This window comes from Photobacterium alginatilyticum (assembly GCF_009910675.1).
Lineage (GTDB): Bacteria > Pseudomonadota > Gammaproteobacteria > Enterobacterales > Vibrionaceae > Photobacterium > Photobacterium alginatilyticum.
Window position 1 is genome coordinate 75,358 of record NZ_RSEJ01000019.1, and the last position, 12,084, is coordinate 87,441.

The 12,084-nt window shown below is 51.6% G+C and carries 16 protein-coding genes and 1 other RNA gene; 7 read left to right on the plus strand and 10 right to left on the minus strand.

Going from position 1 to position 12,084, the window contains the following annotated elements; genetic code table 11:
* Positions 1 to 20: 20 nt before the first annotated feature.
* The 3 genes from EIZ48_RS17750 to EIZ48_RS17760 all read right to left on the minus strand — a co-directional run bounded on the left by EIZ48_RS17750 (position 21) and on the right by EIZ48_RS17760 (position 2,729).
* Entirely contained in the window at positions 21 to 1,850 is a 1,830-nt protein-coding gene (locus EIZ48_RS17750; RefSeq protein ID WP_160654194.1) for a methyl-accepting chemotaxis protein, read from the minus strand.
* 215 nt (positions 1,851 to 2,065) lie between these two features.
* On the minus strand, positions 2,066 to 2,500 hold the full coding sequence (locus tag EIZ48_RS17755; RefSeq protein ID WP_160654197.1) for a protein YgfX: 435 nt from the start codon (positions 2,498 to 2,500) through the stop codon (positions 2,066 to 2,068).
* On the minus strand, positions 2,469 to 2,729 hold the full coding sequence (locus tag EIZ48_RS17760) for an FAD assembly factor SdhE (protein WP_075763114.1): 261 nt from the start codon (positions 2,727 to 2,729) through the stop codon (positions 2,469 to 2,471). Before EIZ48_RS17760 ends, EIZ48_RS17755 begins: the two co-directional genes overlap by 32 nt.
* A gap of 290 nt (positions 2,730 to 3,019) precedes the next feature.
* On the opposite strand from EIZ48_RS17760, the gene ygfZ reads away from it, so the two are divergent.
* From ygfZ to EIZ48_RS17775, 3 genes are read left to right on the plus strand one after another with little or no spacing between them, the layout of a single operon-like run.
* Positions 3,020 to 4,000: a tRNA-modifying protein YgfZ gene (ygfZ, locus tag EIZ48_RS17765; protein WP_160654200.1), complete on the plus strand. Its 981-nt coding sequence runs from the start codon at positions 3,020 to 3,022 to the stop codon at positions 3,998 to 4,000.
* A 3-nt stretch (positions 4,001 to 4,003) separates the two neighbouring features.
* Positions 4,004 to 4,465 carry an aminoacyl-tRNA deacylase gene (locus tag EIZ48_RS17770; RefSeq protein WP_160654202.1) on the plus strand — a complete coding sequence of 154 codons (462 nt, stop codon included), beginning with the start codon at positions 4,004 to 4,006 and terminating at the stop codon, positions 4,463 to 4,465.
* A gap of 20 nt (positions 4,466 to 4,485) precedes the next feature.
* Positions 4,486 to 5,424, plus strand: a complete 939-nt coding sequence (locus EIZ48_RS17775) for a LysR substrate-binding domain-containing protein (RefSeq protein WP_160654205.1) — start codon at positions 4,486 to 4,488, stop codon at positions 5,422 to 5,424.
* A gap of 16 nt (positions 5,425 to 5,440) precedes the next feature.
* Here the strand turns inward: EIZ48_RS17775 and nqrM are convergent, their stop codons facing one another.
* Genes nqrM through EIZ48_RS17790 form a run of 3 tightly spaced genes read right to left on the minus strand, consistent with a single transcriptional unit; the run spans position 5,441 to position 6,451 of the window.
* The gene (nqrM, locus tag EIZ48_RS17780) at positions 5,441 to 5,635 is read right to left on the minus strand and encodes a (Na+)-NQR maturation NqrM (protein ID WP_160654208.1); all 195 of its coding nucleotides are present in this window, start codon (positions 5,633 to 5,635) and stop codon (positions 5,441 to 5,443) included.
* Positions 5,632 to 6,108 carry a NifB/NifX family molybdenum-iron cluster-binding protein gene (locus EIZ48_RS17785; RefSeq protein WP_160654211.1) on the minus strand — a complete coding sequence of 159 codons (477 nt, stop codon included), beginning with the start codon at positions 6,106 to 6,108 and terminating at the stop codon, positions 5,632 to 5,634. Before EIZ48_RS17785 ends, nqrM begins: the two co-directional genes overlap by 4 nt.
* A 1-nt stretch (position 6,109) precedes the next feature.
* Complete coding sequence (locus tag EIZ48_RS17790; RefSeq protein WP_160654214.1) at positions 6,110 to 6,451, minus strand: DUF134 domain-containing protein; 342 nt, start codon at positions 6,449 to 6,451, stop codon at positions 6,110 to 6,112.
* A 41-nt stretch (positions 6,452 to 6,492) separates the two neighbouring features.
* Between EIZ48_RS17790 and EIZ48_RS17795 the strand changes: the two genes are divergently transcribed.
* Positions 6,493 to 6,690 carry a hypothetical protein gene (locus tag EIZ48_RS17795; RefSeq protein ID WP_160654216.1) on the plus strand — a complete coding sequence of 66 codons (198 nt, stop codon included), beginning with the start codon at positions 6,493 to 6,495 and terminating at the stop codon, positions 6,688 to 6,690.
* A gap of 240 nt (positions 6,691 to 6,930) precedes the next feature.
* A complete protein-coding gene (locus EIZ48_RS17800; RefSeq protein WP_075763121.1) occupies positions 6,931 to 7,137 on the plus strand; it encodes a DUF1107 domain-containing protein in 207 nt (68 codons plus the stop codon).
* 73 nt (positions 7,138 to 7,210) lie between these two features.
* On the opposite strand, the gene gcvH is transcribed toward EIZ48_RS17800, so the two are convergent.
* The 4 genes from gcvH to EIZ48_RS17820 all read right to left on the minus strand — a co-directional run bounded on the left by gcvH (position 7,211) and on the right by EIZ48_RS17820 (position 11,190).
* On the minus strand, positions 7,211 to 7,594 hold the full coding sequence (gene gcvH / locus EIZ48_RS17805) for a glycine cleavage system protein GcvH (RefSeq protein WP_338046931.1): 384 nt from the start codon (positions 7,592 to 7,594) through the stop codon (positions 7,211 to 7,213).
* 261 nt (positions 7,595 to 7,855) lie between these two features.
* Positions 7,856 to 9,064 carry an FAD-dependent 2-octaprenylphenol hydroxylase gene (locus tag EIZ48_RS17810; protein WP_192928621.1) on the minus strand — a complete coding sequence of 403 codons (1,209 nt, stop codon included), beginning with the start codon at positions 9,062 to 9,064 and terminating at the stop codon, positions 7,856 to 7,858.
* A 267-nt stretch (positions 9,065 to 9,331) separates the two neighbouring features.
* The gene (ubiH, locus tag EIZ48_RS17815) at positions 9,332 to 10,519 is read right to left on the minus strand and encodes a 2-octaprenyl-6-methoxyphenyl hydroxylase (RefSeq protein WP_160654219.1); all 1,188 of its coding nucleotides are present in this window, start codon (positions 10,517 to 10,519) and stop codon (positions 9,332 to 9,334) included.
* A gap of 23 nt (positions 10,520 to 10,542) precedes the next feature.
* Complete coding sequence (locus EIZ48_RS17820) at positions 10,543 to 11,190, minus strand: UPF0149 family protein (RefSeq protein WP_160654222.1); 648 nt, start codon at positions 11,188 to 11,190, stop codon at positions 10,543 to 10,545.
* Between the two features lie 348 nt (positions 11,191 to 11,538).
* Between EIZ48_RS17820 and zapA the strand changes: the two genes are divergently transcribed.
* Together zapA and ssrS are read left to right on the plus strand one after the other, a co-directional pair.
* Positions 11,539 to 11,841: a cell division protein ZapA gene (zapA, locus tag EIZ48_RS17825; protein WP_075763126.1), complete on the plus strand. Its 303-nt coding sequence runs from the start codon at positions 11,539 to 11,541 to the stop codon at positions 11,839 to 11,841.
* A 7-nt stretch (positions 11,842 to 11,848) separates the two neighbouring features.
* Positions 11,849 to 12,032, plus strand: a non-coding RNA gene (ssrS, locus tag EIZ48_RS17830) — 6S RNA.
* Positions 12,033 to 12,084 lie beyond the last annotated feature (52 nt).

Genomic DNA, 12,084 nt, shown 5'->3' on the forward strand with positions numbered 1-12,084 from the left:
CCAGGATCTCGTACCTGCTATTAAACCTTGAATTCCGCAATAGCCTCATCAAGCGAAGAAGCCTGATTCGCTACCGCATTGGCAGCCAAGGCATTTTCATGGGCTACCGAGGAGTTGAGATTGGTAATATCACGGATCGAGGTAACATTCTGGCCAATTTCATCCGAGACCAGACTTTGCTGCTCGACTGCGGCTGCAATCTGGGTACTGGTATCCATGATCAGCTGCATATCACTCATGATCTGGTTGATTCTGACTTCAGCGCTGTCAGCCTGAGTTACACTCAAATCCCCCTGCTCCCGGCAACGGCCGATATGGACCACCACCTGATCAGTCTGCTCCTGCAACGAAGCAATGATCGTCGTGATTTCCTCCGTCGACTGACGAGTACGCAGCGCCAGTGAGCGCACCTCATCGGCAACAACCGCAAAGCCCCGTCCCTGCTCGCCTGCCCGTGCCGCTTCAATCGCCGCATTCAATGCCAGCAGGTTAGTCTGCTCGGCAATGGCCTTGATCACATCCAATACAGAGCCAATATTCTCCGACAGCGTTGACAGGCTGGCTACCTCATCGCTGGTTTGCGAAAGATCGTCAGACAGAGTACGAATACGCTCTTTGGTTGCAATCACTTCATTCAGGCCTTCCTGGGCACCGTTATAACTTTGATCGGCATTGGCTGCCGCATTCTCGGTATTCGAGGCTATTTCGCGGATCGTTACCCCCATTTCGGTGATCGCGGTTGCCACTGAGTCCGTTTCCGACTGCTGCTGCTCCATCGCCTTTTCCGACTCCTGGCTACGACTCTGAAGCTGTTCTGATGCAGCGCCCAGCTCGGTCACGGCTCCCTGCACATTACCGACCAGATTACGCAGACTTGCCAACAGGCCATTGAAGTTCGTCGCCATTTCACCAAGCTCATCCTTGCCGCTCTCATCGGCGATTTGGGTAAGATCGTTGCTCGCCGCAATATTCGCCATCAACTGACTCAGTGTCTGCACCCGACGCTGGATCGACTGACTGATAAACCATGACAGGCTGACCAGTGCGATGATCACCACCAGCACAGCCGCGATGGTTAGCTGGCTGATCAAGCTCCGCTCGGCAGCAACCTTTTCTTCAAGCTGCTGGACAACCTCTGAAAAGACTTCCTCAACCATATGGGATTGCTTACGAATTTCTCCTCGCAGCCCGAGATTATGGTTCAAGCCAATAGTCTGTTGTTGGGTAATGATTTTGTCGGTCGTATCGGCAAAGCGGGTATAGACTGGCCCAAAATCATCGGCTAGCTTTTGGCTATAGCGGGCAGAAGCCGCCTGATAGTCCTCGAGATACTCCTTTTTACCCGTCACAAGCAATAGCTTGGCTGCCTCCTCAAGACTGTAGGCTTCCAATATATCTCGCTCCTGATCGCCGGCGGCATTAACCAGTTGCTCTGAAGATTCAAAGAACTCACGGTACAAGCCATCAGAAGACGTCAGTCCAAGTTGCTGGTAACCCTTAATCAGGGCCATCATCCCTTCCTGGTAGCTCTGCATCGCAGCCGGCAGAGACTGGAGGCTCGGAATAGCAATAGACAGCGAGTTTAAATCGCTTTCAAGCACGGTCAGCTGGGACTGAAAGGCATCATAGTTTTTCTGGAACTTACCCTGATACTTCATATCCATCCGCATCAGGAAATCTTTTTCGTTACGGCGCAAGTTAAGCAAAATCACCTCTAGCTGGCTAACTGCCGCACTAGAGTCATTGATCTTCATCACCCGCTCATTTGCCTTCCAGGTCATCCCCAATACAGCCAATAGAGCGACAACCGCCAGAGCGGTAAGTCCTAATAATTTATATTTAATTTTCATTTCTACATCGTCCTTGCCTGAATCACCTGCGCCAGGTATGGGCAGATAACCGTACTTCGGCAGTGCTATTACGAAAAAAGATATCGGCTCAGCGAGCGATACCTTTAGGGCGTGAAGGTTATTGCGAATGGCCACAGAGTGCAAAATAAGGAATAAAATACTGAAAGGTAATTAGATTTCGATCAAATCCACCGTAAAAATAAATTTTGTGGTTATTATTTACTAGCCGAATCAATAACCAAGTAATGGCATATCAAAGACAGCGAGCGATATTCCGACTCTTCACATGCATCATGACAAATTAATAACCAGCGTCGCTGGCTCTGATGCCGCAAGCGCCAGAGCATCACAAAACGAGAACGAATTTTAACCTGCTCAATCACCCACGGTTGCTGCTGCCACTGCAGTTCACCGGACGATTTAACCACCAGCCTTCCCTGCATCAGACGGCAGTCAATAAGACGCTGCAGCCATTCGAACCATAAGAACTCCAGGCAGACAATGACCAGCGGAAAAGGAAGAGTGTGACGAAACCAGGAAAGCAATAACAGGCTTGCCGCACCAACGTAGAGGAGTGTCAGTGCGGCAGCCATTAATCGAGACGGGGTTATATCAAGATCAGCGAAGCTTGCTGTTGTTGTGGGCGACAATTCTGTCCACCATCGCCGCATGGGCGGGGTTGTCACTCCGACCGTGCTGCATAACCCATGTAAACAGATCCGGATCATCGCAAGTCAGCAAAGAAATAAAGTCCCGCTGCTCCTGCTCGGGCAGATCATCAAAGCATTCTTCGAAAAACGGCATGATGATCACATCCAACTCCAGCATACCGCGGCGGCATGCCCACTTTACCCGTGCTTTTTCATCTGCACTCAACATATACAACCTCAACGTTCAATATGGTCGTTTTACAATTTGCCCAATACTAGCAGCCAAGGTCCGGGCCGACTATGCGCAGGAACAAGCAATGCACTAAGATGAGACCTATGATCAATAATAACCAGTCAAACTTATCAGGTATTTGGGCTGACAAATCGCTGCCGGCGATTTAACATAGCAGGAACAGAGATATTCACCCAACCAAAGTAACTCGCCGCCATTGCTCTGCCGATTCTCTGGCCGAGAAGAACAAAGCCTCCGGCAAGTTACCAGCACATCATGGAAATCCTATGAGCACCTGGTCAAACGTTCTGAGTTTCAAACCTATTGCATTATCTTCGCAAGACAACCTGCCGGAGCTGGCACTGGTCGATCTCGCTGACTGGGGCCTGATCACCCTGGTTGGCGAAGACAAGAAATCCTACCTACACGGCCAGGTAACCTGCGATGTCGTCGGCCTCACTGCCGAGCAGTCTACCCTGGGAGCCCATTGCGATGCCAAGGGCAAGATGCGCACCGTATTTCGCTTATTCCACCACCGTGATGGCTACGGTTTCTTTCAGCGCCAGAGCGTTATGGCCACCCAACTGCCTGAACTGAAAAAATATGCCATCTTTTCCAAAGTCGACATCGAACAAAGCAACGATGTACTGCTAGGCCTGACCGGTAGCAAGGCTGGCGAGGTGGTTGAACGTGAGTTTGGCGGTGAAGGTAATGTCCGCGCCATTCCTGGCGGAACCGCGGTACAGGTTGATCAGCAGCGCTGGCTAATTGCCGTTGCGGCAGATCAGGCTGAAACCATCGCCGAGAAGCTGGCAACAGAGGCAGAGCTGTCCGACAGTACACTGTGGGATCTCTATGATATCCGGCATGCGATCCCACGTGTCGATGCGGCTACCGAACTGGAGTTCATCCCCCAGGCAATGAACTTGCAGGCTCTTGACGGCATTAGCTTCAAAAAAGGCTGCTATACCGGACAGGAAACCGTGGCACGGGCCAAGTATCGCGGAATTAACAAGCGGGCCATGTATATCGTTCACGGTGAAGCTGAGCAGTGCCCGCAGCCGGGTGATGCCCTCGAGCGCAGTGTCGGCGAAAACTGGCGCAAAGGCGGTACCCTAATAGCGGCATACAAGTTTACTGACAACCAGGCAATAGCGCTTGTCGGTCTGCCCAATGATCTGGATGACGATAGTCAGTTCCGCCTTGCCGGGCAGACATCAACTTGGCACAAGCAGCCACTGCCTTACTCGCTGGAAGATGATCAATAAGCAATGCAAACACCTGTAACCTTCTACCTGGAGCAAGAAGGCGTCGAATACCGGCTCCTGCCCCACACCAAGCCAGCCAAGACCATTGATGAAGCAGCCTTGGAACGTGGGGTGAACCCCGAGCAGATGGTCAAGTCGATCCTGCTCAGAGACATGGGCGGATTCCACGTGCTGGCCTGCGTGCCGGGTCCCGCGCAAGTTGATCCGAAAAAAGTCCGTGCCATGTTTGGCTGTCGCCGTATGACCTGCGCCGATGCCAGTGATGTCGAAAAAGTCACGGGCCTGGTGATCGGTACCGTGGCACCGGTCGGACTGAAACGTCCGCTGCCGGTCATTTTTGACCACAGCATCAAAAAGCACCACAAAGTCAATATCAGCAGCGGTGATCGTATGGCCGGCGTCGAGCTAGAAACCGAGGATCTGCTATTGCTGTGCGATCCCATGTTTGCCGATATCTGTCGCTGATCAAGAGAGTAGGAACAAGCGTGAAGAATATCAACTGGCGGGGGGTCGACCTTAACCTCTTAATTGCATTTTCCGCCCTGATGGAAACCCGGAGCGTCACCAAGGCTGCTGCCAGATTATCCATCGGGCAGTCTGCCATGAGCCATAACCTGTCTCGGCTGAGGGCACTGATCAATGATCCGCTGTTCGAGCGTCAGGGACACCAGATGATCGCGACCGACAAAGCTGTCGAGCTGGCCCCTGTGATCGATAATGTTCTTCACCTTGTCACCACCGAGATCCTTCAGCCAAGCGATTTTATCCCCCAGGACTATCAAGGCAGCTTCCGTATCGGCCTTACCGACTACGCCGAGCTTTTGTTTGCCCCGGCCCTGTTCGATGCAATTACCGCACAGGCTCCCCAGTGCCATCTCAGCTTCTGCAATGTGGACCGCAACAATTACCAGTCCGCCATTGAGGAGCAGAAAATCAACCTGGTTATTGGCTCCATGAAGGAGCTACCGAGGGAGTTCGACAGCCAGTATCTCTATACCGAAGATCATGTCTGCCTGTTCGACAGTCAGGCCACCGGGTTATCAGTGCCTGTCGATCTGGCCCATTACATCACAACGCCGCAGGCGCTTGTGACTCCCGACGGCAAGCTCGCCAGTGCTGTTGATAGTCAGCTGCAACAGCAGGGAGTTAGCCGCCATATTGCTGTCGGCTCGAGTAACTTCATGACAATTCGTCACTTACTAACAGGGCGGAACCTGCTATGTGTCGTATCGACCCTGATGGCTCGTGTCGATATTTTTCATGATAACCTCACCCAGTGTCCGCCACCGGTGAAGATCCCTGATTTTGATATCAACATGTTGTGGCTGCGCCGAAATGGCAGCCACCCGAGAGTCGAATGGCTGCGGCAGATAGTCAGCGAGACCATCACCAAACGCGTTGCCGTGCTGCGACAGCACAGTTAAGTGATCCCGGCCGGGATCACTTTTTCTCAGGCTCGCTGATCTGATACAGCCTGTGGCTATCACACGTCTCGTCGCAGTTACATTCCTTTTCGACCCCGACTCCGGCCAGGCCGCCACAACTGCCCTTAATGGTTTTCTTCTTCACGATCCAGCCTATCGCCATGGCGACAATAACCAGCAGAAAAATCATTACTGTCAGCAAAAAAGTCATATCTTTAGCCCTCCTACCTTAGTCAGACCCGACAATGACAGCTTAGTATTCATTGCTGTACCAATTTTAGCTGGTGCCGGTTTTTTCTTGCTGCCACAACCGCAGCCACAATCTCCTTTCTCCCGCTTACACGGCCGCCCCTGCTCAGGCGATGTCAGTTGCTCTCCGACAATACCACCGCCCAGCACCGCTGAGACCTGACTGCGGACAGGCACACGGGTTACCGAGAAACCAGCCTGCAGCAATCTGGCCAGTGAGCGCTTGCCAATATTTCCCAGCGTTATTTCGCTCACGCCCAGATCGCTAAGCTGACGCTGAAGGCGTTTTTTGTGTTTGCAGCCGATCTCGCGGCTCCCGGTATTTTCCAGTGTCGTAACCAGTTGCCCTTGCTCATCAAAGACCAGAAAAGCAGCAGCTTTACCAAAATGCCCCGCCACTTCATTACGTGGCGTAACCGCAATTGCTCGCGACATATTAACGCTCCTTTTCTTTGTCCTGCCGCTTATTATCAACCGGCAGTGAAATGTTAGATGGGGATGAGTCAGGCTGAAGCTCCAGCGCTTTCCCTTTTACCAGGGCCTGTGCGACTTTATGCCGTGCCCGGGCAACAATATTGCCTAACGTTTGCCGTGAAACGCCGAGCTTCTCGGCAGCAGCCTGCTGTTGCAGGCCGTCGAGATCCACGAGTCTGATGGCTTCAAGCTCATCCGGGGCTAGCGCAATACTTTCCAGCTGCGACATCGGCACACCGTTAGGTTTAAAACAACTGTAGGCCGGGCGACAACCGATCCGGCGGTGTATTTTTGGTCTGGGCATGACGTCCTCATTTCTGGCATATGCCAACAATGGCCATATTATTGGCATATGCTAAAAATCAAACCTTGATCCTGAGCAGAAAACGGAAGAAAACAGCAAACAACTCAGACCAGCAAGAGGATTTAGCACAAAACACTAAATCAGCGGCAGGAGGAACGGATCTCCGCCTAGAAGCACAGATAAAAAATGACACGAAACAATCAACAAAGCATATTGGTGCATATAAGGAAGATCTGTAACACCATAATATACAAACAATAATTAGCAGCAATCGCTGAGTTCATAAAATTTTACAATTCAATTCACTTATTTATTGGCACAAACAAACAGAATAATCATCTAAAAAAATAGTAGTAGCACAAAAAAATACATCGCTCAGTTAAATTTAACATTATTATTATGCTGTAAACATCACAAAACTTTCATAGCCTCTATTCTATAATTCCCGCCGTTAGGAACCCATAGAAGGTTGGCTTTATATGCGCATGTTCAAACGCTACGTGCCCAAATTAATAGCAAAACACGTAAGTCGTTTATTTAGTGGAAGGATCTATATTGATGGCCGAGGAGGCTATGAATTCAACAATGGAATGTTGCTTGTGCCCATAAAAGCCCAGCAACGGCATTTTCAGACCGTCAACGAGGTAAATCAGGAAATAAAACGCCTAAAAGAATGCTCGTTATAGCAAGCCGCTGACAGTAATTGCCCGAATAGCCCAAAGCCCACCCTCACGTGGGCTTTATTGACTTGGTGACTCGCTATTCCGATTCATCAATCAAGTCCAGGTAGTTATCCGCATCCAGCAGATCCGCAAACTCGCTCTCATCTTCGACTTTTATCTGAAATAGCCAGCCATCGCCGTAGGGATCACTATTGACCAGCTCCGGCGAGCTTTCCAGCTCTTCGTTAATGGCAACGACAAACCCAGTCAAAGGGGCATAGATGTCTGACGCCGCCTTGACTGACTCTGCAACGGCACAGTCTTCCCCGGCCTCTGTGGCGGCATCGAGTTCTGGCAAATCAACAAAAACCATATCACCCAGCATCGACTGGGCATGATCAGTAAGACCTACGGTATAGACACCCTCACCTTCCGGACGTACCCACTCATGGGTATTGGTAAACTTCAACTCAGAGGGAATATAGCTCATGGTGATACTTCCTTTTGAAAGCCTGCCTATCGCCTTTAACTCAATGCGACAAAGCAGATAAGTTAAAACCCAGGTACAGCACTTCAACTAACATGGCTGCCGTCAGTCTCGAATTTGTATTCAAATTCCTGTTATTTACTGTAGGAGAAAAAATCAAAATGTGATCAAAAAAATCCCTACGAATTAGCGACAAACAAAAAACCGCCTCAAACGAGACGGTTTATTCTGCTAGCAATACCGGCTTGGAATTAGTTAGTGCCTGGCTAAATCCGGTAACTCCCCGGATAGCCCCAGCGCCCGGCGCATAAATTCATCTTTCACACCCGGCGCTTTATCGGCGATAAGCATACCGATGTCACGCACCAGTTTCTTGGCAGGGTGGCTGCCATCAAACAGATCGCGGAACGCCTGCATCGCGGTGATCATTTTAGCCGCCTCGGCCTTGCGCCAACGCTCGTACTGCCGCAGGTTCGCTTTCTTGCCGATATCCTGCTCTTGCAGCCACAGCGCTTTCAACTCCTGCGCCAGACTGGCCGCATCAAGCAAGCCCAGGTTGACTCCCTGGCCAGCCAGCGGATGAATGGTATGGGCCGCATCACCAACCAGCGCCACCCGTTCACGGACAAAGTCGCGGGCATAGCGCATTTTCAGCGGAAAGGCCTGACGATCACCCTCCACCTTGCACAAGCCTAACCGGCGGTCAAAGGCGGCGGTCAGGGTCTTGTTAAACTCAGCGTCAGACAAGGCACAAAGCTGCTCGGCATCCTGTGGGGACACTGACCAGACAATTGAGCACAAGTCACTGTCCGGCAAAGGCAGAAAGGCTAATGGTCCCTGTGGGCGGAAGATCTGGCGAGCCGTTTGCTCATGGGGTTCCGAACATCGGATATTGGCAACAATCGCACTGTGGCCGTAATCCCAGTGAGTAAGCGGAATATCCAGTTGCTGGCGCAGCCAGGAGTTGGCACCGTCGGCACCGACTACCAGCTTGGCCGTCAGGCTCTGGCCCGACTCGAGACTCAGCCAGGCTTCACTTTCGCCAAAGGCAATATTCTGACAGCGCTCGGGAGCCAGTACCGTCACATTCGGCAATTGCTGTACTCGTTCTAGCAAAGCCAGCTGAATCACCCGGTTCTCGACGATATGCCCCAGGTTCGGCTGGGCCAGACGCTCGGCATCGAAGTCGATGCTGGCAAAGCTATCCTGCTCCCACACCTGCATCTTGCTGTACGGGCTCAGGCGACGTGCTTCAATCCCCGGCCAAGCCCCGACGCGTTGCAAAATACGCTCACTGGCCCGGCTGAGAGCTGAAACACGCAAATCCGGTAATGGTTCAAGCGTCTGCTCCGGCAATCGGCCTTCAATGACCGCCACTCGCAACTCTGTGTCAGCGAGCGCAGCGGCCAGCGTCAAGCCAACCATTCCACCGCCAATAATGGCAACATCTACACTTTGCATCATTATACCAATTCCATAAATTATCTAACCATTCAGAACACCACAGGGAACCTAGTTCAAGGATAGCGATTGATAGAAGAGTAGTTCTCTTTTGAAATCGCTAGACACAGAAATTGGCTTCCTGTGGTGTTCCCTTTGGGCGAGTTTAAAATACTTTTATACTGCGTTAATAAATTTCAATTTAGAGCCACTAGATTTTCAATTTATCTCCTTGTCTAAAAGCATTTTAACTCTCGCTGAATTAATCAGATAATTAATGGATTTGGTATTTTATCTTTCTACCTGTCCCATAGCCCGCCGTACCAGCGGAGCTTTTAATGTATTGCATAGGCTCATTGCCATCAGGCCGCTATTTCTCCCAACAACCAGAGGCAAACTACTGTTGGCAAAAAGACTGACCAGGCCCGCCGTCATAGTAACGGTCGCTTCCCGGTCTGGAGTGCGGCGCTGGCGATATCGGCTCAACACCTTCACACTGCCGGGCTCTTCCCCGGCCTCAAGGCCATTGGCGATCTCTTCGGCCAGTGTCATCACATCTCGTAGCCCGAGATTAAAACCCTGCCCGGCAATCGGATGGAGTGTTTGCGCGGCATTTCCTACCACGGCGACGCGATGGGAGGTGAGCTGACGGGCCTGACGCAGCAGTAGCGGATAGGCACAGCGGGCACCGGTTTTGACCAGCTGTCCGAGTCGCCAGCCAAAGGCCTTCTGCAACTCGGTCAAAAACTGCTCATCGCTCCAGTCCATGACCTTGCGCTGATCTTCTGGGCGGATACACCACACCAGCGAACTGCGACCTTCCGACATCGGCAGCAACGCAACAGGCCCATAGGGTGTAAAGCGCTCAAACGCGCGCCCCTGGTGGGCTTCCGCCGTGGTGATATTGGCAATAACCGCAACCTGCTCAAAATCATATTCGCTACGCCCGATCCCCAACATGTCACAGCATGCCGACAGGGCACCGTCTGCCGTGACCAACAGCTTGCCCGTGATCTTATCGGCCTGATCCAACGTCAGCGAAACCGTCTCCTGGCTGCGTTCGATGTCCGTGATAACCGCCGGGCAGAGCAGCTCAACCTGCTCCAGCTCACCCAGCTGCTTGTGCAGCAGCGCACCGGCATCTGCCAGCTCTATCACATAACCAAGTGCATCCACAGCTTCTTCGTCGGCATCGACATGAACTATACCGGCATGCCCCTGATCAGAAACATGAATATGCGAAATCGGTGTTGCGACTTCTGCCATCGGCGGCCAGACACCAATATCCTGCAGAATATTGGCCGACCCTAACGATATCGCGATGCTCCGGGCATCGTAGCCCGGGTGTTGATCCAGTTTTGGTGCAACCGCTTCGACGACTGCTATTTTCAGCTGGCCCTTGCTCAGTGCATTAAGTGCAATTGCCAGTGTTGCGCCAGCCATTGCCCCACCTGCAATGACCACATCATACTGCTTCACATCCAGCCCCTTCGCGTATCAAATTAATGCAATGTAGGCTTATCACCCTGGCCGATCCCCGGGATAGCCGGCTCTTCAACGGCACCTGGTCGCTGGCTAAGCTCAACCAGGCAGGTCAGTACACACTCCGGCACATAGGCAACTACGTTATCAAACAGCTGCGCCTGCTCCGACATATCGTCGTCTTCGTCGATACCCAGCTGGGAGATCTCCTCCAGTACCGATACCGCCTCGGTAACCTCAGGTGACAGTTTGGCTTTCTCCAGCCCCATCAGCCCCAGTCCCGAGATAAAATTGGTTGTCCACTCGCTCAATGCCTCGGCACGCACCATCAGATCAGCGTCCCCAGCAGGAAGCAGCAGCGAGACCGAAAACTCGGCATCAGCCAGCTCCGCAGCCGTTGAAGTAAATAAGGTTTTAGCCAACTGCCCCATTTCGGCAGACACGGCATCAAACACGGCGCGAACGGCCGTTTTTGCACCATCGGTTAAAGGTGCGCCCTCGTTGGCGTAGTCACAGACCGGTCCCACCCAGCTTTCATCATCCACCGCCATACCGCCGCAGACCATCCCGCTCAGCAAACCGTGAAGCTCTGATGGCGTCACTGCCAGACCGTGATCTTTCAGTGCTGCTTCAACAACATTATATGCAGGTAATTTAACATCGCTCATGGGCCTTTCACCTTAATTTCATTGGTGCCAATCTCAATTGTGTTATGCTAACACTTAGCCTACGAACAGGCTAATAACCTGATAACAATTCAATAGATCGCCTATGCCGACGACTGGATACGATAACGCGGGTTGGCGTTTTGGACCGGACATTTCGCGATATCAGTTCCAGATCGCTTCCCGTTATACGTGCACTTGGTGATGATCTGGCTAGTCAGTAACCATTTGCGGCAAAGCGTGATGAGCAAGCTTGCATGTTGAATAGGCTTTTTCTATATTTAGCCACCTATCGCGTATCGCAAGCGGAATGCCATATTAGCTATCTGGCACGGAGCAGATTAGAAGTTTATGAGTACTCAGGCAGTTGAAATTCAAGTAATGGGCCGTATCCTACGGGTAAACTGCCCGACCGGTCAGGAGGATGCGCTTCGCGAGGCGGCAAAAGATTTTGACCAGCGCCTGAAGGATCTCTCCGAACGAACCAATATTAGTAACATCGAGCAGCTGTTGATGTTTACCGGACTGAATATCTGTAACGAGCTGCACAGCGAACGTAAAGAACAACAAGGCACTGATTCAAATTTATCCAATCGAATCAGTGAACTAGCAGAAAGTTTGGATAAAGCATTGCAAAATCAACCAAAGCGTTGATAATAAATTGACCCTGGGGTGTACGTCAGTGAATTAACGTCCCCGAGCCGATAAGCAAATACCCAGGATCAGCTTTTTATTAGCTATTGAGCATGCTCAGCCCGTACTGAGAAGCCTACGGTTAATGTTGCTGATCCACCTTGAACGTCTGGTTCAAGGGCCACAATTCGCAACGGCACCTTGGGGCATACCTTCTTCAAGAATCGAGTTAGCTGCAACTCGTCTGTCACCAACTCGCTTCTT